At 69.9% G+C, this 20,577-nt stretch carries 18 protein-coding genes and 1 pseudogene; 9 read left to right on the top strand and 10 right to left on the bottom strand.

The features are described from left to right. From AB0I03_RS01930 to AB0I03_RS01915, 4 genes are all read right to left on the bottom strand, one after another. Positions 1 to 594, bottom strand: a complete 594-nt coding sequence (locus AB0I03_RS01930; RefSeq protein ID WP_360404845.1) for a 3'-5' exonuclease — start codon at positions 592 to 594, stop codon at positions 1 to 3. A gap of 145 nt (positions 595 to 739) precedes the next feature. Next, a complete protein-coding gene (locus AB0I03_RS01925; RefSeq protein ID WP_360404842.1) occupies positions 740 to 3,688 on the bottom strand; it encodes an RICIN domain-containing protein in 2,949 nt (982 codons plus the stop codon). A gap of 256 nt (positions 3,689 to 3,944) precedes the next feature. After that, positions 3,945 to 5,054: a PP2C family protein-serine/threonine phosphatase gene (locus AB0I03_RS01920; RefSeq protein ID WP_360404839.1), complete on the bottom strand. Its 1,110-nt coding sequence runs from the start codon at positions 5,052 to 5,054 to the stop codon at positions 3,945 to 3,947. A 74-nt stretch (positions 5,055 to 5,128) separates the two neighbouring features. Beyond that, on the bottom strand, positions 5,129 to 5,524 hold the full coding sequence (locus AB0I03_RS01915) for a helix-turn-helix domain-containing protein (RefSeq protein WP_360404836.1): 396 nt from the start codon (positions 5,522 to 5,524) through the stop codon (positions 5,129 to 5,131). 98 nt (positions 5,525 to 5,622) lie between these two features. On the opposite strand from AB0I03_RS01915, the gene AB0I03_RS01910 reads away from it, so the two are divergent. Further along, positions 5,623 to 6,489 (top strand): NAD(P)H-binding protein, encoded by an 867-nt coding sequence (locus tag AB0I03_RS01910; RefSeq protein ID WP_360404833.1) that lies wholly within the window; start codon positions 5,623 to 5,625, stop codon positions 6,487 to 6,489. A 57-nt stretch (positions 6,490 to 6,546) separates the two neighbouring features. Here the strand turns inward: AB0I03_RS01910 and AB0I03_RS01905 are convergent, their stop codons facing one another. After that, positions 6,547 to 8,430 carry a potassium transporter Kup gene (locus AB0I03_RS01905; protein WP_360405900.1) on the bottom strand — a complete coding sequence of 628 codons (1,884 nt, stop codon included), beginning with the start codon at positions 8,428 to 8,430 and terminating at the stop codon, positions 6,547 to 6,549. A gap of 235 nt (positions 8,431 to 8,665) precedes the next feature. After that, positions 8,666 to 9,484 carry an NmrA family NAD(P)-binding protein gene (locus AB0I03_RS01900; RefSeq protein ID WP_360404830.1) on the bottom strand — a complete coding sequence of 273 codons (819 nt, stop codon included), beginning with the start codon at positions 9,482 to 9,484 and terminating at the stop codon, positions 8,666 to 8,668. 328 nt (positions 9,485 to 9,812) lie between these two features. Here AB0I03_RS01900 and AB0I03_RS01895 point away from each other — a divergent pair, with 328 nt between their 5' ends. The 4 genes from AB0I03_RS01895 to AB0I03_RS01880 are packed head-to-tail and all read left to right on the top strand — an operon-like array spanning position 9,813 to position 12,905. After that, the gene (locus AB0I03_RS01895) at positions 9,813 to 10,625 is read left to right on the top strand and encodes an ATP-binding cassette domain-containing protein (protein WP_360404827.1); all 813 of its coding nucleotides are present in this window, start codon (positions 9,813 to 9,815) and stop codon (positions 10,623 to 10,625) included. Beyond that, positions 10,622 to 11,290, top strand: a complete 669-nt coding sequence (locus AB0I03_RS01890; protein ID WP_360404824.1) for an ABC transporter permease — start codon at positions 10,622 to 10,624, stop codon at positions 11,288 to 11,290. Before AB0I03_RS01895 ends, AB0I03_RS01890 begins: the two co-directional genes overlap by 4 nt. Then, positions 11,287 to 12,006, top strand: a complete 720-nt coding sequence (locus tag AB0I03_RS01885; RefSeq protein ID WP_360404822.1) for an ABC transporter permease subunit — start codon at positions 11,287 to 11,289, stop codon at positions 12,004 to 12,006. Before AB0I03_RS01890 ends, AB0I03_RS01885 begins: the two co-directional genes overlap by 4 nt. Further along, complete coding sequence (locus tag AB0I03_RS01880; RefSeq protein WP_360404819.1) at positions 12,003 to 12,905, top strand: ABC transporter substrate-binding protein; 903 nt, start codon at positions 12,003 to 12,005, stop codon at positions 12,903 to 12,905. Before AB0I03_RS01885 ends, AB0I03_RS01880 begins: the two co-directional genes overlap by 4 nt. Positions 12,906 to 12,970: 65 nt before the next feature. On the opposite strand, the gene AB0I03_RS01875 is transcribed toward AB0I03_RS01880, so the two are convergent. Then, a complete protein-coding gene (locus tag AB0I03_RS01875; RefSeq protein ID WP_360404816.1) occupies positions 12,971 to 13,810 on the bottom strand; it encodes an alpha/beta fold hydrolase in 840 nt (279 codons plus the stop codon). A 99-nt stretch (positions 13,811 to 13,909) separates the two neighbouring features. Beyond that, on the bottom strand, positions 13,910 to 14,656 hold the full coding sequence (locus AB0I03_RS01870) for a methyltransferase domain-containing protein (protein WP_360404813.1): 747 nt from the start codon (positions 14,654 to 14,656) through the stop codon (positions 13,910 to 13,912). A gap of 186 nt (positions 14,657 to 14,842) precedes the next feature. On the opposite strand from AB0I03_RS01870, the gene AB0I03_RS01865 reads away from it, so the two are divergent. The 3 genes and pseudogenes from AB0I03_RS01865 to AB0I03_RS01855 all read left to right on the top strand — a co-directional run bounded on the left by AB0I03_RS01865 (position 14,843) and on the right by AB0I03_RS01855 (position 17,722). Further along, positions 14,843 to 15,886, top strand: a complete 1,044-nt coding sequence (locus tag AB0I03_RS01865; RefSeq protein WP_360404810.1) for a glycoside hydrolase family 43 protein — start codon at positions 14,843 to 14,845, stop codon at positions 15,884 to 15,886. Between the two features lie 341 nt (positions 15,887 to 16,227). Next, positions 16,228 to 17,301, top strand: a pseudogene (locus tag AB0I03_RS01860) (right-handed parallel beta-helix repeat-containing protein); the annotation flags it as partial. Positions 17,302 to 17,428: 127 nt separating this feature from the next. Continuing rightward, positions 17,429 to 17,722 carry a hypothetical protein gene (locus AB0I03_RS01855; protein WP_360404807.1) on the top strand — a complete coding sequence of 98 codons (294 nt, stop codon included), beginning with the start codon at positions 17,429 to 17,431 and terminating at the stop codon, positions 17,720 to 17,722. A gap of 72 nt (positions 17,723 to 17,794) precedes the next feature. Here the strand turns inward: AB0I03_RS01855 and AB0I03_RS01850 are convergent, their stop codons facing one another. Next, positions 17,795 to 18,997: a sulfotransferase gene (locus AB0I03_RS01850; RefSeq protein WP_360404804.1), complete on the bottom strand. Its 1,203-nt coding sequence runs from the start codon at positions 18,995 to 18,997 to the stop codon at positions 17,795 to 17,797. A 101-nt stretch (positions 18,998 to 19,098) separates the two neighbouring features. Beyond that, complete coding sequence (locus AB0I03_RS01845) at positions 19,099 to 19,878, bottom strand: SDR family oxidoreductase (RefSeq protein ID WP_360404801.1); 780 nt, start codon at positions 19,876 to 19,878, stop codon at positions 19,099 to 19,101. A 116-nt stretch (positions 19,879 to 19,994) separates the two neighbouring features. Here AB0I03_RS01845 and AB0I03_RS01840 point away from each other — a divergent pair, with 116 nt between their 5' ends. Then, positions 19,995 to 20,558 carry a permease-like cell division protein FtsX gene (locus AB0I03_RS01840; RefSeq protein ID WP_360404798.1) on the top strand — a complete coding sequence of 188 codons (564 nt, stop codon included), beginning with the start codon at positions 19,995 to 19,997 and terminating at the stop codon, positions 20,556 to 20,558. Positions 20,559 to 20,577 lie beyond the last annotated feature (19 nt).

Raw genomic sequence — 20,577 nt, 5'->3', positions numbered from 1 at the left:
TCACTTGCGGCGGCAGGTGTCGTAGCCGCCGTCGTAGATCCGTCCCCAGGAGACCCGGGCCGACTTCATGAGCCCTTCGATCGAGTCGACGCCGTGCGCGCGCTGCTGTGCGACGAGGATGCCCGCCGCGGCGAGCGTGTCCGAGGCCGCCTCGTGGTGGCGGGCGAGGTTCACACCCGCGGCGGCGGCCACGTCGGGCAGCCGGTACGAGGGCATCGGCCAGGTCTGCTTGGCGATGACCATGGTGCAGGCGTAGCGCATCGCGGGCCAGGGAATGCCGGCCGCGCTGTTGGCGGCCCGGATGACCGAGGTGTCGAACGAGGCGTTGTGCGCCACCAGCGGGTCGTCCCCGACGAACTCGTCCAGCCGCGACCACACCTGGCGCCAGCCGGGCGCGCCGACCACATCGGAGGCCTGGATGCCGTGGATCTGGGTGTTGCGGTACTCGAACCGGCCGTGCCCGGCCGGGGGCCGGATGAGGGTCGCGAACCGGTCGACGACCTCCTCGCCCTTGACCCGGGCCACCGCCACCGAGCAGGCGCTCGCCCTGCTGCCGTTCGCGGTCTCGAAGTCGATCGCCACCCAAGAGTCCATGTGCCGCCCTTCCGCAAAGCGCCCGAAGATTAGCAGGAGCGCCGGTCCCGCGCCCCGCCCGCTCGGCGCCCGAACACACCGAAGGCCCTCGCCGCCGAATGGCGGCAAGGGCCTTCCTCCGCTTCGAGCGGATCCGTTCCCCGTCTTAGACGGCCGGGGCCTTCGCGTACACCTCGATCTCGCTGAGGATGATCCAGCCGACCGTGCCGCCGGACCCGGCGGTCATGGCGACGCGGACCGCCGAGGCCTCGGCGTTCACCTCCACGTCGATGATCGGCGCCTCACCGGTCGGCACGTCCACGACGCCGCCCGCGTTCTGCCAGTTGCCCTCCGCGTCCAGGTACTGCACCTGGAGCGTGTCGGCGTAGCTGTTGCGACCGCCGTCGCTCCAGAAGTGCGACACGACGCGAGTCACGTCGCGCACCTCCGGCAGCGTGACCGTGATGGTCTCCTCGGTGTTGAACGCGCCCGACTTCCAGTTCGACCAGCCCTTGTCCGTCAGGTTCCCGTTGCGCAGGGCCTCAGTCGAATAGCCCGGCTCCGTGTACGTCGCCGAGGTCGTCACACCGTCGTTCAGGGCCACGTTGACCTCGATCGGGTCGGTCACCTCGACCTCGATGAGCGCCGGGAGCTCCGTCCCGTCGATCAGCGTCGCGGTGCCCTCCAGGGTGACCGTGCCGTAGTCGTCGAACGCCCCTTCGGGCGCCTCCTCCCACACCACCGGCACCGAAGCCTCGGTGCCCCTGTCGCCCAAGGCGATCACCGTGCCCGGCAGGTCGGGCGTGAAGCCCGGGTACGTCTTCGCCGAAGCCGGAGCCGTCTCGCTGAACGTGTCGACGCTGACGACCGCCTTGGCGCGGAACGTGTTCCCGAGCGGGTCCGTCGCCGTGCCCTTCACCGTGACCGTGCCCGCCTTGTCCCACTTGGACTCGTTCGGCATCTTCCACGTCACCGGCAGCGCCCCGCGCTCGCCGTCCCGGTACACGCCCGGCACTGCCGCCGGGAGCTCCGGCACGAAGCCCGGCACCGTGTACGCCTGGATCTGCGCCGCTTCGAGCACCGTCTCATCGGTCACCGCCCAGCGCTGGTTGCTCGCCGCGGTCGGCGTGTACGTCTGCACCGGCGAACCGTCCGCCGTCGCCTCGCCCCACACGTCGAGCACCAGGCCCGTGGCCCGGTTCACCGGCACGTACGTGCCGTCGCCCGTCGTCGACAGGTACCACTGCGCCACCTCGGACGCATCGTCCTCGGCCTCCTCGAGCACCGCCAGGCCCTCATCGGACACCGCCAGGCGGGTTCCGGTGGCGGCGTTCACGATCGAGTACAGCTCGCGGTTCGAGTAGCCGTCGGTCAGCTGCTCGACCTCCCACAGCTGCGCGGCACTGGACGCGTCGTCGGTCTTGAGCACGATGCCCGTGCCGTCCTCGGAGGGCGCGAGCGACTTGCCGCTCTGCACGCCGTCGAACCGGTACACGTGGTCGTCCTGCACCATGGCCGCGTCGTCCTCGACGCCCGAGACGCCCTCGACGATGAACGTGGTCACGGACTTGCCCGGGACAGTGAGTTGGGCGGCGTCGCCGCGCACCCGCACCGGCTCGCCCTCGACGAGCGCACCGTCGGCGCTGGTGACCACCGGGGTCACCGTGGCCCAGCGCTTGACCGAGTCGAACTTGGACAGGTCGAGCGTCACCGAGACCGCGCCTTCGGCGTTGTTCGTGTAGACCACGCTCGCGCCCTTGCCGTCGGCCTTGACGGCCGCGGTGGTCGCAGTGTCGTCGGTGCCGATGATGAAGTCGCCCGGCTCGATGTAGTGCGTGAAGTTCCGGATCGTGTGGTACTTCGTGTTCGTCTCGATCTTGCAGGTCTCGAGGGTGTCCTCGGCCGTGCAGTCGAACGGCAGCTGGATCGAGCCCCAGCTGTGGCCGAGGTTCTTGTCCTCGATCGGCTGCCACAGCACCCACGCCGACGGCTCCAGCTCGCGCAGGTCGTCGGTGATGCGGGTGGCCATGCCCAGGCCGTTCTCCATGGAGACGTAGTCCTGGCCGTTGGTCCAGGCGCCGCCGACCTCGCTCATCCACAGCGGCTTGTCGCTGCCCTTGGCGAGGTCGCGCACTCCGGTGCGCCCGCCGGTGCCGTAGGTGTGGACGTTCATCTGCTCGACGTTCGCCCGGGACTCCTCGGTGTACGCGTTCCAGTTCGTGGTGAACCGGCCCGGGTTGGTCTCGTCCATCGCGGAGATCACGGTGTCCAGTTCGGACTCCGAGAGCTGCCCGGCGAGCGCGTTGATGACCAGCTGCTGCAGCTCGGGCCCGGCGTGCGCGCCCTCCTGGCCGCCGCCGGTCGGCTGCACGCCGTCCGTGCCGAGCTGGGTGCCCCAGTAGTTCGTGTTCGGCTCGTTGAGCGGGTCGACGGTGTCGAACTCGATGCCGTGCTCGGCCTCGACGTGCTCCATGACCTCGGTCAGGTAGGTCGCGAACTCGTCGACCGAGTCGGTGCGGATCTGGTCGGCGTTCGAGTCGAACCCGCCCGAGACGTAACCGGAGACGGTCTGGAAGTACGGCGGCGAGTTGGAGAAGGCCTCCCAGTGGGTGACGTCCTCCTTGATCTGGTCGATCCACCAGCGCTGATTCGCGTCGGCGTCCCAGTTCCAGTGCTCGGGGTTCTCGGGGTCCCACCAGTCCTTGTCCTCGTGGGTGGTCCCCTCGGGGGCGGCCCACCAGCCGGGGACGGCGGAGGCGCCGCCGCGCAGGTACTCGTTGTCGATGTTCGGGGCGTTGCCGCCGCCGATGTTGTACCTGGCGATGTTGAGGTTCAGGCCCTCGTCGCCGAAGACCATGTCCACCAGCTGGTCCCGGATCTCGTCCGGGTAGCCGCCCGTGGCGTTGGCGAACCAGACGAGGCTGGTGCCCCAGCCTTCGAACTCCTGGCCGCGGTAGGAGGGGTCGAGCGTGACGCGCACATCGGCCGCCTCGGACTCCTGGGCGCTGGCGCCCGCGGTGAGGAGCGGCAGGGCGGAGGCGGTGAGCACGGCGGCGAGGCCTACCGCACCGGCCGCGGCCAGTGGGCGCCTGCGCCTCGGTCGGGGAGATGACATCGTTGTCTCCTTCAAAGGGGGTGCAATCGAGTGACTTGAATATTGCACAAAATCGAACGCTTGTGAACACCCTTTGTCTAACGGATTGAAAAACCCTGACCTGGAATCGCTCCACCGCATCGAAAATGTCGCACCCATACGTCAGGGTTGATACCGGGGGCCCATCGATGTCCGATTTGCCGGGACGCTCCGTTCACCTTTAGCGCCCGCCCCGAGCTGCTGCACCGGCGGCGTGCCCTCCCGCCGGTCCCGATCGCTACGCCGGCGGCGTGCCTTCCGCTTCTTTCGGCACCCGCTTGACCGCCAGGATGCTCACGTCGTCGTCCATCCTCTCCGCGAAGCGGGCCGCGTCCTCCCACACGAACTCGACCAGTCTCCCCGGCGAGGCCGGCGTCACCAACCCGTTCAGGTGCTCTGCCAGGGGATAGAAGTTCCCGTCCGCGTCGCGCGCCTCGACCAGTCCGTCCGAATAGGCCAGCAGGGTGTCGTCGGGCCCGAACGCCACACAGGTCGCCGCCCCCGGCCGCGTCTGCTCCATCAGCCGCAGCCCCAGCACCGGCGCGGGCTTGAGGTCGAGCACCTCGACCCGGTCGGTGCGCAGGATGAGCGGCTGCGGATGCCCGCACGACAGCAGGCGCACCTCCTCGGCGTCCGCCGGGAACTCCGCCAGCAGCACCGAGGCGAACAGCTCCGGCACGTATCCGTGCGCCGCGTCGTCCAGGATGCGCCGCTCCAGCCGCCACGCGATCCCGGCCAGCTCCTCCTCGTCCAGGATCGCCTCGTGGAACACCGACAGCAGCATCGCGGCGGTGCTGACCGCCCCGAGCCCGTGCCCCTGCACGTCGCCGAGGATCAGCCGCGTCCCGAACGGGCTGGGCCGCACGTCGAACAGGTCGCCGCCGATCAGCGCTCCCCGCTGCGCCGAGTGGTAGAGCCCGGTGCACGCGAAGTCGCCGACCCGCTTGGAGAGGTCCGGCAGGATCGTCTCCTGCGCGGCCTGGGACACGCTGAGCATCGTCACCAGTCCGGCCTCGTAGCGCCGCCGGACCCATGAGATGCCGATGGCCGTGGCGAACACGATGGCGGCCATGCCGAGGTCGTCGCGGTCGAACAGCTGCGGGACCGGCAGTGGAGCGGCGACCACCGCGAGGGCGAGCAGGGCGATGACCGCCGTCCACAGCGGTCCGAGCACGAAGGCGGCGAGCACGGGGACGAGCGTCATCGCGATCCCGGCGTGGAGGGGGTCGGGCGTGAAGAGTTGGAACACGGCTGCCGCGCCCAGGGCCGCGAGCGGCAGCAGCCGGACCCACAGCGGGATCGCCGTGCCCGGTTGGAGTCGGATCGAGTCCGAGACCCGCAAGCCCATGGCCCGAGTTTAGGCCCGTTCAGGCCCTCACCTGCGGTTTCTGGGGGTTTCAGGGCGTTTTCAGGACGATGCCCTCAGGGCGTCCGGGCGCCGCGGGCGTCGTACGCGGCCTGCGCGATGAGGACCTGCGGCATCTCGTCGTAGAGGAGTTCCACGAGGGTGCTGAGGCCGGCCGCCATCCGGCTGCCGGAGGCCGTGAGGCGGTATTCGACGCGGGACGGGTAGCCGTCCGAGGCGAGGCGGTCCACGAAGCCGTCGCGCTCGAGTTGGCGCAGGCTCTGGGCGAGGGCCTTCTCGTTGATGCCCTCGATGGCGCGACGGATCTCGCTGAACCGCTTCGGGTCCTCGTGGAGGGCGATGAGAATGAGCGTGCCCCAGCGTCCGGTCAGATGGTCGAGGGTGGTGCGGGAGACGCAGCCTTTCGCGAGCACCTCGAAGTCGGGCACGGCTTCGTCGGGACGGGTGGTCATGGCGTGATGTTACCTCGGCTACAGTACTTTCGATCTGATTGTGCTTTCATTTGGTAAGTGCAATGGTAGACCCAATCGATACTTGAAGGAGCAACAAAATGATCGTCGTCACCGGTGCAACCGGCCAACTCGGCCGCCTCGTCGTCGAAGGCCTCCTCAATGAGGTCCCCGTGGAGCAGATCGCCGTCGTCGTGCGCGACGCCGCCAAGGCCGCCCGCTTCGGCGAGCTCGGCGTCGAGGTCCGCGTCGCCGACTACAGCGACCCGGCCACGCTCGCCGACGCCTTCCGCGAGGGCGAGAAGGTCCTGCTCATCTCGGGCAGCGAGGTCGGCCAGCGGGTGCCGCAGCACAAGGCGGTCATCGACGCGGCCAAGGACGCGAACGTCGCGCTGCTGGGCTACACCAGCATCCTCGGCGGCCCGGCCGCCGACATGGAGCTCGCCCGCGAGCACCAGATCACCGAGCGGTACCTGATCGACTCGGGCCTGCCGTACGTGCTGCTGCGCAACGGCTTCTACCACGAGGTCTACACCGAGGCTTTGGGTACGTCCATCGCCGGAGGCGGCGTCCTGACCAGCTCGGCCGAGGGCGCCAAGGTCGCCAGCGCCGCGCGCGCGGACTACGCGGCCGCCGCCGTCGCCGTGCTCACCGCCGACGGCCACGAGAACCGGGCGTACGAGCTCAGCGGCGACGAAGCCTGGACCTTCGAGGAGTTCGCCGCCGAGGCGTCGCGCCAGCTCGGCTCCGAGCTGCCGGTCAACCGGGTACCGGCCGGCACCCACCGCGAGATCCTGGTCGGCGTGGGCCTGCCCGACCCGGTCGCGGCGATCGTCGTGGGCATCGACGAGGGCATCTCGCGCGGCGTGCTGGCCGTGCAGACCGGCGACCTCGCGAAGCTCATCGGGCGTCCGACGACCCCGATCGCGCCCTCGATCACCGAGGGCCTCCAGGCCGCTCGGGCGTAAGGCGAAGCGAACGGCCCGCGGGGTTCCCGCGGGCCGTTTCGCATGCCCGGCGACCTGTCAGACCTCGATCTGGGAGCCCATGATGACGGTCCGCTCGCGCGGCAGCTTGAAGTGGTCGGCGGCGTCGGCGGTCATGTGGGCGGTGGCGATGAACAGGCGCTTGCGCCACGCGGCCATGGTCGCCGCAGGGCCGCAGCGCAGCTGGATCGTGGAGAGGAAGTACGTGGTGTCGCGCAGTTTCAGGCCGCGGCCGGGGGCCCGGCCCTTGGCGAGGCGGAGCGCGGCGGGCACGTCCTGCGGCTCCATGTAGCCGAACCGGGCGGTGACGTGGACGATGCCTTCGTCGGCCGGGCCGAGGTACCGCACGACCACGCGTTCGGCGTCGGGAATGCGCGGCACGGGCTCGGTCTCGACGGACATGACCACGATCGTCGCGTGGCGCACGTGGTTGCGTTCCATGTTGGCGCGCATGGCGAGCGGCGCGCTCACGGTGCCGCGGTTGAGGAACACGGCGGTCCCGGGCACCTGGGCGACCTTGGGTTCGCCCTGCTGGAGCCGGGCGAGGAAGTCGGCAAGGGGGCCTTCGCGGCGGGTGCGTTCGGCGGTGACGAGCTCGCGGCCGCGCTGCCAGGTGACCATCACGGTGAACGCGGTGATGCCGATGACGAGCGGCAGCCACGCGCCGTGCACGAGCTTCGTCGAGTTGGCGGCCAGGAACAGCAGGTCGAACGCGAGCATGAGGCCGCCGCCGGTGAAGACGAGCCAGCGCGGGGCGCGCCACTGGCTGCGGGCGACGTAGCAGTACAGCAGGGTGACGATGGTGATCGTGCCGATGACGGCCATGCCGTACGCGTACGCGAGTGCGGCGGAGCTGCGGAACGCGAACACGAGGGTGAGCACGGAGACCAAGAGCATCCAGTTGATCCAGGGCACGTAGATCTGGCCGATCTCGTGCTCGGAGGTGTGCGCGATGCGCAGGCGCGGCAGGTACCCGAGTTTCGAGGCCTGGGAGGCGACGGAGTACGCGCCGGTGATCACGGCCTGGGAGGCGATCACGGTCGCGGCGGTGGCGAGCACGGTGAGCGGGATGCGGCCCCATTCGGGGGCGAGGAGGAAGAACGGGCCGCTGACGTTGGCGGGGCTCTCGAGGATCATCGCGCCCTGCCCCATGTAGTTGAGCAGGAGCGCGGGGAAGACGAGGAAGATCCAGCCGGCGGTGATGTTCTTGCGTCCGAAGTGGCCCATGTCGGCGTAGAGCGCTTCGGCGCCGGTGAAGGTGAGGACGACGGCGGCGAGGGCGAAGAACCCGATGTGGAAGTGGTCGGTGAGGAACTCGGCGGCGTAGACGGGGGAGAGGGCGCGGAGGATCTCGGGGTGGCCGGCGATGCCGCCGATGCCGAGGACGGCGAGGGTGAGGAACCAGCCGATCATGACCGGCCCGAAGAGGCGGCCGATGGCGGCGGTGCCTTTGCGCTGGAAGCCGAAGAGCAGGACGATGATCACGGCGGTGATGGGGATGACCCAGACGTCGAAGCTCGGGTCGATCACCTTGAGGCCCTCGACGGCGGAGAGCACGGAGATCGCGGGGGTGATCATGCTGTCGCCGAGGAAGAGCGCGGCGCCGAAGATGCCGAGGGCGGCGAGGACGAGCATGGTCCTGCGGTCGCGGCGGGTGCCGTGGCGGCGGATGAGGGTGATGAGGGCCATGATGCCGCCTTCGCCGTCGTTGTCGGCGCGCATCGCGAGCATGACGTAGAAGATCGTCACGACGATCATCATGGACCAGAAGATGAGGGAGACCAGCCCGTAGACGTTGTTGTCGTTGATCGGCACGGGGTGGGGGTCGGCGGGGTTGAAGAGGGTCTGGAGGGCGTAGATCGGGCTGGTGCCGATGTCGCCGAAGACGACGCCGAGCGCGCCCACGGCGAGGGCGAGCCGCAGCGTGTTGCGCGGAGTGGCGGCGGGCGCGGGTTCCGGGCCGGACTCCGGCGGCCTCGCGTCGAATCGGGCGGTCACGACGACGGTCACTCCTTCCCGGGGACCGGGCGCCAGCGGTCCGGTCCGACCGGTGGACGATACCGCGCGGAGCGGGTTCCCGGCCCTCGACCGGGGTAATCCGGCGCGCGGTGTGACCTGCGGATCAGCCCCGGGCCGGGCCCGGCCCGGGGCGACCTGGCTAGCGGAAGGAGTCGGCGTGGTCGCGCGCCCAGGCGGCGAAGGTCCGCGCGGGCCGGCCGGTGACGTCGGCGACGGTGGTGAAGACCTTGCTGGCGAACTCGGGCGGGGCGGCCCGCCAGTCGAGCACGTAGTCGATGGCCTGCTCCTCGATGCCCATGGCGCGCATGCGTGCTTTCGCGCCCTCGCGGTCTTCGGCCTCGTACCGCACGTCCCGGCCGATCGCGTCGGCGATGGCCGCGACCTGCTGCGGCGCGGTGAGCACCTCGGGGCCGGTGAGGATGTAGGCCTGCCCGGCGTGGCCGTCCTCGGTGAGGGCGAGGGCGGCGACGTCGGCGATGTCGCGCACGTCGACGGGGGAGTGGCCGATCTCGCCGTAGGCCTCGCGCACGACGCCTTCGGTGCGGATCGTCTCGGCCCAGGTGAGCGCGTTCGACATGAACTCGCCGGGCCGCAGGTGCGTGTACTGGAGCTCGGAGTCCTCCACGGCCTCCTCCACGGGCCCCGCGTAGCCGTTCCAGAGGAGGGTCACGCGCTGCACGCCGGCTTTGACGGCGGCGGCGACGAGGTCGCGGCTGTTCGGGATCGTGGTGTTCCCGGGCCCGAACGTGGTGAGGAGGTGGAGCGCGGTGACGCATTCGAGGGCGGCTTCGAGGCTCGCGAGGTCGGTGAAGTCCCCGGCCCGCACGTCCACGCCCGCAGGGAGGTCCGCCGCGGCGGGGTCGCGGGTCAGGGCGCGTACGGGGTGGCCCCCGGCGTGCAGGAGCTGGACGAGGTGCCGGCCGACGTTCCCGGTCGCGCCGGTGATCAGGATGGTCATGGAGTGCCCTTTCGGTCCGCCGGGACCTGGGTCCGGTCCCTGGCCCGCCCAACGGTAGGGGCGCAGGGGCGCGCCGCCATCGGACCAGGGGCGTGGGCGCGGGTACGCCGCTGGTCCTAGGACCGCGAAGCGTTATGACCGCAGTCTCGCCGCCATACCCTCCAGAAAGGACTCGATCACCTCGGACACCCGGCTGTGACCTGGGGATTCGGTAGGCATCGACCAGGCACTGAGGACTGTCGCCTCGATTGCGAGTACGAATCTGCGCAACGGTTCGTTGTATAGACTGTGCGTGACCGCTCTGCCCATATCATTCAGGGAAGCCGCTGTGATCGAGTTCGAAACGGTGTCCAAGACCTACCCGGGCCATCCAGCGGCCGTCGCCGACTTCTCGCTGGTGATCCCCTCCCACACCACCACGGTGCTGGTCGGCTCCTCCGGATCGGGCAAGTCCACGCTCCTGCGCACCGTCAACCGCATGGTCGAGCCCACCTCGGGCCGCGTGCTCATCGACGACGAGGACGTCCGCGGGCGCGACCCCGTCGCCCTGCGCCGCTCCATCGGCTACGTGCTCCAGCACGGCGGCCTCCTCCCGCACCGCAGCGTCATCGACAACATCGCCACCGTGCCGGTCCTCAACGGCGTCCCCAAGCGCCAGGCCCGAACGGCCGCAAGCGAACTCCTCGAACGCGTCGGCCTCGACCCCAAGGTGGGCCGCCGCTACCCCGGCCAGCTCTCCGGCGGCCAGCAGCAGCGCGTGGGCGTCGCCCGCGCCCTCGCCGCCGACCCGAACATCCTGCTCATGGACGAGCCCTTCGGCGCCGTCGACCCGATCATGCGCCGCGAGCTCCAGGACGAGCTGCTGCGGCTCCAGTCCGAGCTCCACAAGACCATCGTCTTCGTCACCCACGACATCGACGAGGCCTTCCTCCTCGGCGACGAGGTCGTGGTCCTCCGCGAGGGCGGCGTCATCGCCCAGCGCGGCACGCCCGCCGAGATCCTCGGCGCGCCCGCCGACGACTTCGTGCGCGACTTCGTGGGCGCCGACCGCGCCGAACGCGAACTCCACATCACCGAGGTGGACGGCCGCACCATCGCCGTCGACGCTGCGGGGCGGCCCGTGGGGGTGCTCGCGCCTTGAACTGGCTCATGCTGAACTGGCCGCAGGTCCTCGAGCTCACCCGCGACCACCTGCTGCTCAGCGCCCCCGCGGTCCTGCTCAGCGTCCTGCTCGCCGTCCCCATCGGACGCCTCGCGCAGCAGCGCCCCCGCCTCGGCGGCCCGCTCCTCGGCGCGGCCAGCCTCCTCTACGCGATTCCGGCCCTGCCGCTGCTCATCATCATCCCCGTGATCTTCGGCGTCCCGCTGCGCTCGCCCGCGACCATGGTCATCGCCCTCACCGTCTACGGCCTGGCCCTGCTCGTGCGCACCGCCGCGGACGCGTTCGGCTCGGTGGACCCCCGCGTCCGCGAAGCCGCTGTCGCCGTAGGCCACTCGCCCCGCAGCGTGTTCTGGCGGGTCGACCTCCCGCTCGCCGTCCCGGTGCTGCTGGCGGGCGTCCGCGTCGTCGCCGTCTCCACGGTCAGCCTCGTGACCATCGGCGCCCTCATCGGCGTGCCCAGCCTCGGCACGCTCCTCACGGACGGCTTCCAGCGCGGCATTCCCGGGGAAGTCGCCACCGGCGTCATCGCCACCATGCTCCTCGCCCTCCTCTTCGACGCCGTCCTCGTCACCGCCGGCCGCATCCTCACCCCGTGGGCCGCCACCCGCCGCGAACGCCTGCTCCCGCAGGAGAAGACGACATGAACCTCTTCCTCGACGCACTCGCCTGGCTCGCCGACCCCGCGAACTGGACCGGCCCGGGCGGCGTGCCCACCCGCGTCCTCCAGCACCTCGCCATCACGTTCGCCGCGGTCACCGCCGCCGCGATCCTCGCCCTGCCCGCTGGCATCCTCATCGGACACACCCGCAGAGGGGCCGGGCTCGTCGGCGCGATCGCCGGCGCCGCCCGCGCGATCCCCACCCTCGGCCTCCTCACCCTCCTCGGCCTCGCCCTCGGCATCGGCCTCAAAGCGCCGCTCATCGCGCTCATCGTGCTGGCGATCCCGTCCGTCCTCGCGGGCGCATATGCGGGGGTCCAGAACGTCGACCCTGCCGTCACCGGCGCCGCCAAGGCCATCGGCATGAGCCCCGAGCAGGTCATCCGCCAAGTCGAGATCCCGCTCGCCGCACCGGTGATCATCGGCGGCCTGCGCGCGGCCACCCTCCAGGTCGTCGCCACCGCCACCCTCGCCGCCTACACCGCCGACTTCGGCCTCGGCCGCTACCTCTTCTCCGGCCTCAAATCCCGCGACTACGCCGAGATGCTCGCCGGAGCGCTCCTCGTCGCCGCCCTGGCCCTCCTGCTCGAACTCCTCCTCGCCGCCGCGCAACGGTCGGCGGCCAAGCGCATCGCCGCGCCCGCCCGAACCGAGGACGCGGTGCGCGCTCCCGAAAGTCCCCAAGAGAAGGAACGTGTATGAACACCCGCACCAAAGCCCTGGGCGCGGCCGCGCTCGCGGCCGTCCTGACCGCCGCGGCCTGCTCGTCCGGGGACCCGCTCTCCAGCGGCGAGTCGGACGGCGACACGATCGTGATCGGCTCGCAGGACTACTACTCCAGCGAGATCATCGCCGAGGTCTACGCCCAGTCCCTCGAGGACGCGGGCTTCACGGTGGAACGCCAGTTCCGCATCGGCCAGCGCGAGGCCTACCTGCCGGAGATCGAGGGCGGCTCGATCGACCTCTTCCCTGAGTACACCGGCCCGCTGCTGCAGTACTGGGTGCCCGACACTGAGGCGCGGCTGAGCGAGGACGTGTACGCCGCGCTGGCGGAGTCCACCCCTGACGGCCTGCGGGTGCTGGACCAGTCGCCCGCGACGGACCAGGACTCGTACACGGTGACGCAGGCGTTCGCCGACGAATGGTCGCTTGCCACAGTGGACGATCTGGCGAACGTCACGGTGCCCATGACCATGGGCGCGAACTCGGAGGCGGAGAACCGCCCGAACGGCCCGCAGGGCCTGCTCGACACGTACGGCGTCGAGGTCGGCTTCACGCCGATCGAGGACGGCGGCGGCCCGCTCACGGTGCAGGCGCTCAACGACGGCGACATCCAGCTCGCCATCATCTACACCGCCGACCCGTCGATCGCAGCGAACGACCTGGTGTCGTTGCAGGACACCAAGGGCCTGTTCCTCGCCTCGCACGTCGTGCCGCTCGCGAGCGACAACGTGAACGACGAGGCGGCGGCCGTCATCAACGCCGTGAGCGCGGCGATGACCCCGGAGGACCTGCTCGCCATGAACTCCCGCAGCGTGAACGAGGAGCTGCCGGCCGAGACCATCGCGAAGGACTGGCTCGCCGAGGCGAACATCGGCTAGCCGCTCTCGGCTAGCCGCGACATGACGCCGCCCCCGCCGTCTCGGCCGGGGGCGGCGTTTCGCGTTCAGGCCGAATGCGCGGCGGCGAACTTCCGTACGGCGGCGGCGAGCGCCTGCGGCCGGTCGACCGGGATGAGGGTCCCGCAGTCGTCGAGTTCCAGGAGTTCGGCGCCCGGGATGAGTGCGGCGAGGCGGCGGCCGTGCTCGGGCGGCATCATCTTGTCCTGCCGGCCCCACACGACGAGGGTGGGATTCGGGAAGTCCGCGAGTTTTCCTGCGGCTTCGAGCATCTCGGTCTTGCGGGTGCCCCGGAGGTATTTGACGAGGTCGGCGCGGACGGCGCTGTCGGTGCGCAGCGGCGCGAGCCAGCCGTCGGTGAGCTCGTGCGGCACGCCTTTCGCCGACATGACGGCGAAGCCGGTCCCGGGGATGCGGCGCAGCGGCCGCGGGGTGAGCGCCAGGGCGAGGAGGCGGATGCCGCCGGGGATCTTCGCGGCGGCGGCCATCATGGTGCCGCCTCCCTTGGGCGGGTAGTTGTCGAAGGCCTCGCATCCGGCGATGACCATGCGGCCCACGCGGTCGGGGCGTTCGGCGGCGAGCTGCTGGAGTCGCCCGGCGTCGTTCTCGACGAAGACCGTGTCGGGCGGGAGGCCGAGGGCGTCGGCGAACTCGCCGATGAGGTGCGCGGTGCTGAGCGGCGTGAGGTCGGTGTCCGGCTGCAGCGGGATCGTGTGGCTGCCGTAGGGGAGGGTCGGGGTGATGACGCGGTGGTCGGCGGCCAGGTCGGCGGCGACGGCGCGCCAGACCGTGGCGTTCTGCACGAGCCCGTGGAGGAGCAGGACTGCCGGGCCCGACCCGGTGTCCTCATAGGAGACGCTGCCGAGGGAGAGATCGATGTGGGGCATGTGGCCCTTCCGCTCGCTGGGTGTGGCGATCTGCCCGACCCTATCCCTGCGCGGTGGAGGGCGGGCCCGGCACCTCGATGCCGGGCCCGCGTCAGGCGTCTAGCGCTTCATGAGGGCGAAGATGCCCCAGCCGAGGTAGTCGCGCTGGTAGCGAACATGGTTCACGCGATCCACCTGCAGCTTGTGCCGCATCTCGTCGGCGAGCTCGTGGCCCGGGTGCTCGTCGAGCCAGGTGCGGATGTTCAGCCAGTGCGGGGCCGCGTACCGGTCCCAGCTGTCCGGGTCGGCCAGGACCATCTCGACGACGTCGTAGCCGAGCTCGTCGAAGTGGTCGATGAGGCCGGCGAGCGAGAAGAGGCTCGCTCTGCTCTCGATGTAGCAGCCCTTGACCGTGGCCTCGTCGGGCGGGTCCTGGCGCCAGTAGCACTCGCCGATGAGCATCAGGCCGCCCGGCCGGAGGCTCTGCTCGAGGAGCGCGACCGTGCCGGCGGTGCCGCCGCCGATCCAGGTGGCGCCGATGCAGGCGGCGATGTCGACCGGTTCGCTCGCGACGTACCCGGCGGCGTCGCCGTGCACGAACTCGCAGCGGTCGGCGACGCCGAGTTCGGCGGCGCGGGCCTTCGCGCTCGCGGTGAACGCGGTGCTGATGTCGACGCCGGTGCCGCGGAGCCCAAAGTCGCGGGCCCAGGTGCAGAGCATCTCGCCCGACCCGCTCGCGAGGTCGAGCAGGCGCGAGCCGGGGGTGAGGCGCAGTGCCTCGCCCAGGTCGGCCAGCTTGCGGCTATCGACGGGGTTGTGGATGCGGTCGTTGCCCTCGGCGATGACGAATGAAAGTGGGAGATCCACTGTGGTCCTTTGCTTTCGATGATTCGTTGACGGTTTCGTGTAGCGGCCGGTCGGAGCCGGCCGCGTGCGCCTGGACCTTCAAAAAATCATCTCCAAAGTTCGTTCGCCTGCGAATGCCGCCGCAGCGTACGACACGAGTGGCCGTCATGTCCAGCGCATTCGGAGCCGCCTGATAGCGTTTTCGACATGAGCGAGCCGCTGCCGTCCGCCTTCCCGCTGCGCCTGCCCGAGATGCCGCTGCACGACCCGTACGTGGTCGCCGACGCCGAGTCCGGCCTGTACCACCTGTACACGGCCAACCAGGGCTTCACTTCGGGTGCGACCGGGCCGCTCTCCGATGCGGGGGTGGGCACCATGGTGTACCGGTCGCCGAACCTGCGCGAGTGGGCCGAGCCCGTGCCGGTCTTCCGCGTCGCCGAGGAGGCCGCGCCCTGGGCGGTGCACGGCGCGTGGGCTCCGGAGGTGCACCGCTGGAACGGCCGCTGGTACCTGTTCACGACGCTGCACGACACCGACGCCGTGCTGCCGGTGCCGGAGCCGGGGGAGTTCGGCACGCCGTTCCAGGTCCCGAACTACCGCCGTTCGACGATCGTCGCGGTTGCGGACTCGCTCACCGGCCCGTTCCGGATGCTCAAGCCCGACGCGCCGATCCTGCCGGCGGAGCTGATGACCCTCGACGGGACGCTCTTCGCCGACGACGACGGCCGTCCGTGGATGGTCTACGCGAACGAATGGCTCCAGCGCATCGACGGCACGATCGAGGCGTTCCCGTTGACCGATGAGCTGGACGCGGTGTCCGGCGACGCGGTGATGCTGTTCAAGGGTTCCGACGCCCCTTGGATCACCCGCGACATTCCGGCCGGGGTCCCGCACCAGCTCGCGCCGTACGTCACCGACGGCCCGCAGCTGGTCCGCGCCCCCGGTGGGGCGCTCGTCTGCCTGTGGTCGACGTACGAGAAGAACCGGCTCACCGCGGGCGGCGTGGACGGCGACTACGTCCAGACCTGGGCGGTGTCGCGCTCCGGCCGCCTCGAAGGCCCTTGGGAGCAGCGGGAACCGCTGGTCCGCGGCGACTCCGGCCACGGCATGCTGTTCACGGCCTTCACCGGTGAGCTCATGCTCGTCCTCCACCGCCCCTTCGCCGGGGCGCGCGGCAAGTTCTACGAGATGGCGTGGGACGGCGACGAGCTCAGCGTCGTGCGCCAGCGCACCGACCTCGACGGCGACTGAACCCCGCCAAATCAATCGCATCGAAACAGCGCATCGAAACATTGACATGTGGCAACCCCTTGCCTAAGCTCGGTGGACAAATCGCGTTTTCTTCGCATATCAACACTGCGTAACGACGCGGCGGCGAAGCGCAGAAGCGCAGGCGAAGCGGTCCGCCCCCTGGCGGGCGCGGACGCGACGCCCCCATCCGAGCGAGCGCTTGAAGGAGCGAACACCACATGTCCAGGACACGAACCAAGACTGCGGTCGTGGTCGGCGTGAGCGGCCTCGTGGCCGCGGCGACCACAATGGTCGCCATGACCACTGCGAACGCATACCCGACCAGCCCGGTGCAGGAGGGCGCGATCTACGTCGCGCCGGACGGCGCCGAAAGCGCGGCCGGGACCGAGGCGGATCCGACCACCATTACGGCCGCCATCGCCAAGGTCGAGCCGGGCGGCACGATCTTCATGCGCGGCGGCACCTACGAACATTCGGAAACGGTTGCCATCGAGCCGGGCAACGACGGCACCGCGAGCGATCGCACCGAGCTCTTCGCCTACCCGGGCGAGACCCCCGTCATGAACTTCTCCGCGCAGGAAGAGAACTCGGCGAACCGCGGCCTCGCCATCGGCGGCGACTTCTGGCACGTCCAGGGGATCGTCGTCGAGCACGCCGGCGACAACGGCATCCTCCTCGGCGGCAGCGACAACGTCATCGAGCGCGTGGTCACGCGCCACAACGCCGACTCGGGCCTCCAGCTCTCCCGGTACACAGCTGGGGCCCCCGAAGCGGAATGGCCCGCGAACAACCTCGTCGTCAGCGTCGAGTCCCACGACAATGTGGACTCCGACGGCGAGGACGCCGACGGGTTCGCCCCGAAGCTCACCGTCGGACCGGGCAACGTGTTCCGCTACACGGTGTCCCACAACAACATCGACGACGGGTACGACCTCTATACCAAGGGCGACACCGGCCCCATCGGCGCGGTGACCATCGAGGACTCCCTCGCCTACGAGAACGGCACCCTCTCCGACGGCTCGCAGGCCGGCGCGGGCGACCGCAACGGCTACAAGCTCGGCGGCGAGGACATCGGCGTCGACCACACCGTGACCGGCAGCATCGCGTACGACAACGGCAAGCACGGGTTCACCTACAACTCGAACCCCGGCGCGATCACCATGTCCGACAACGTGAGCATCGGCAACGCCGAGCGCAACTTCAACTTCGACGAGGGCTCGCACCGCTTCAGCGGCAACACCTCCTGCGACTCCGGCGACGAGGACCGGATCGTCGGCGCCGACGACGGCACGAACCAGTTCTGGGAGGGCGCGAACGGCTCCCGCTGCGCCGACTACGCCGGCGCGCTCGACTGGAGCTTCGCCGACGACGGCACCCTCGTGGTGACCTTCGGCGGGCAGCAGGTCATGGGCTAGCGCCACCGCATTCGACCGGCCCGCTCCCGCTCCGGGAGCGGGCCGTGACATCCCGTGTCGCCGGATTTAGGTTTTTCGGTGCAAACCCCTATAGTTGGACAGGTCAACGCGAACAAGGGGGTACACCATGGGTTTTGCGGACAAGTTCAATGAACTGAAGGACATGTTCTCAGGTGCCGTAGACGGCGCCAAGGAGAAGGCCGAGGAGATGATCGGCGGCGTCACGGACGCACCGGTCGACCAGCTCGGCGAGCAGGTCGGCGGCGCCGCCGGCGACCTGCAGGGCCAGGCGCAGGACGGTTTGGAGAACGCGCAGGGCCAGGTGCAGGAGGGCGTCGAAGGCGCCCAAGGCCAGGTGCAGGACCACGTCGACGGCGCTCAGGGGTCCGTAGAGGACTTCCGGAACCAGACCGGGCTCTAGCTTGCGAAACGCGAGGGGCGGGCGGGTCCACATCGGATCCGCCCGCCCCTCGCGCCGTGCTCGATTGAGCGCTCAGCGGGTGTTCAGGGCGCCGCACATGCGGGTGTAGTCGCCGAACGCGTCCTCAACGCCCTGGATCGACAGGCCGTAGCGGGACAGCGAGTACTCGTGGCGGCGGTCGCTCTGCGGGCGGGCCAGCACGTTCTCGAGGTTGCCCGCGTCCTTGTCCGTCCACTCGGCGTCGATCGACTTGTACAGCTTCGGCACCTCGTTCACCGGGTCCGAGCTGAGCCGGTGGTACGGCACGTCCACGATGGACTCGACCGGGAGCTTCAGGCGCGCCGCCCGACCCATCTCGATCGACTCGACCAGCAGGCTCAGCGCCACCTTCCCGATCGTCTCGAAGTCGAGGCGGCGCTGGTACAGCGACCACGACGTCTCCATCAGCGAGCACACCGAGCCCATGACCGTCGTCGGGTCGCGGTGCGTCCACACGAACGTCGCGTCAGGGAAGACCTTGCGGATCACGTCGAGTTCGTTGAGGTGCGCCGGGTACTTCAACATCCATCGCTTCGGCTCGCGCTGGTACTGCAGCACCTGCAGCGCCCGCTTCAGGTACCGGTAGTCGGCCGTGCAGTCCCGCTCGTCCAGCCACTGCCGGTACTTCGGCAGCGCCCCGCGCAGGAACAGGTGGAACCTGCCGTGCGGCAGGACCAGCATCGACTCCTCGGGCGAGTGCACCCGCATCGGGTGGATGACCTCCCACGACGGCGAGAACTTCACCATCATGCGCGTCCCGGACTCCAGGCTCCGGATGGTCTTGTCGGCCTCGGCCCGGTGCTGGGGGATGTCGGTGTGCATCATCTCCCACATCAGCGGGCCGCGGTGCGCATCGGAGGCGGCGAGGATCTTGTGCGCCAACGTGGTCGCCGTGCGCGGCAGGCCCACGACGAACACCGGGTTCACGATCTTCTCCTCGGCGATCTCCGGGTGCTCCAGGAGTCGCTGCCGGATGCGCAGGCGGTTCTGCAAGCGCGCCTTGGCATCCTCTATGCCCGACTGCCAGCCGAGCGGCGTCAGCGACTCCTCGGCGAGGCACTGCAGGTGGAAGCCCATCTCGGCGACGAACTCCTCGTCGCCGGCGGTCGACCACCCGGTCGACTTCTCGACGGCGGCGACAGTGCGCTGCCAGGTTTCTAGAGGCCGCTTGCGGCCCTTGAACGAAGGCCGCAGCATCGCATTCACGACGGCGGCGGTGACAGTGGTCCGGCTCATAGGGGGTTCCTTTCGGAGCACAAGGCCCGCAAGGTGACAGCTGGTCCGCACAGACTACCCCCGGTGTGACCGGGCTTACCGCGAAGCCGCCCCGACCGGATCTAATGGACGGACAGGCCGCCGTCCACGAACACCGCCTGACCGGTCACGTACGCGGACGCACCGCTCGCCAAGAACACCGCCGCACCCGCGAAATCCTCCGCCAGACCGTTGCGCCCGGTCATCGTGCGGGCCGCCAGCGCCGCCACCTGCTCCGGATCGGCGGCGAGCCGCTCGTTGAGCGGCGTCAGCACGAAACCCGGCACCAGCGTATTGACGGTGACCCCGTACGGCGACCACGCCTCGGCCTGCGACCGGGCGAGGGACTCCAACGCCCCCTTGGAGACCCCGTAGGCACCGCTCTGCACGAACGCGCGGTGCGCCTGCTGCGAGGTGACGTGGATGATCCGCCCGAACCCGCGCCCGGCCATGCCCGGCCCGAAGCGCCGGCCGAGCAGGAACGGCGCCTCGAGGTTCACGGCCATGGTCGCGTCCCAGACCGCTTCGTCGATCTCGCCCATCGGCGGGCGGAGGTTGATCCCGGCGCAGTTGACGAGGATGTCGGGTTCGCCGTAGACCTCGGCCGCCGCTTCGCCGGCGGCGCGGACGCCCTCGCGACTGCCCAGGTCGGCGCTCACCCAGGCCGCTTCGCAGCCCTGGCCGGTCAGTTCGGTCACTGTGGCGGCCAACGCCTCCCGTCCCCGCGCCACGATCACGACCTGCGCGCCCGCCCGCGCCAAGGCGCCGGCGATGGCCTTGCCGATGCCGGAGCTGCCGCCGGTCACCACGGCGACGCGCCCTTCCAGCGAGAACAGTTCGGTGAGGTATTCCTGTGCGCTCATGCCCGAACCCTAACCCCGGCCCGAGCCCCGGCCCGTTCAGTGGAGGGCGGCCGAGCCTGCGGGCGGGGGGCTTCGCCGGGATCCCTGGAAGTGCAACTGCTCAGTATCCTGTGGACATGTCTACGAGTTCCGGTACTGCTGCGACGATGCCCCTCGGCCGAAAACTCGCGATTGTGGCCCTTTGCGTGGGTGTGGCAGTTGCCGGGGTGCTCGTGTATTTCCTGGTTCGCGGGGAAACGGCCGCGACCTTCGAATTTCCCGGCGACCACCACGTGATCATCTATCTTGATCGCGACATCGATGATGACACCCTGGGGGAGATCGAATCTGCGCTCCAGGAACATCCGCTGACCGAGCAGGTCGAGTTCGAGTCCCAGGCGGACGCCTATGAGCGATTCAAGGACACCTTCGCAGACCAGCCCGACCTTGTGGACACGGTGGACGCCGATACGCTGCCGTCCGCCTTCCGCGTCAAACTGACCGACGGCGACCAGTCTGAAGCATTCATTCAAGAATTCGAGGAGGCGGACGGCGTGTACCAGATCAGTGACCTCATGGAGCTCTATCGGTACTACGAGCCGGCCTGCATTGCGTTCGAGGACGAGGGCATCAGTCCTGCCGAGGGTGACACCGAGTCGGTTCTCTTCGAGATAGAGCAGGCATGCCGCAGCTTCGCTTAGCTCGTCTGCTGACTTGCGG

The sequence above is a fragment of the Glycomyces sp. NPDC021274 genome (assembly GCF_040641195.1).
GTDB lineage: Bacteria > Actinomycetota > Actinomycetes > Mycobacteriales > Micromonosporaceae > Glycomyces.
Note: the sequence above shows the minus strand (reverse complement) of the source record. Positions and strands in the feature narration are given on the sequence as shown.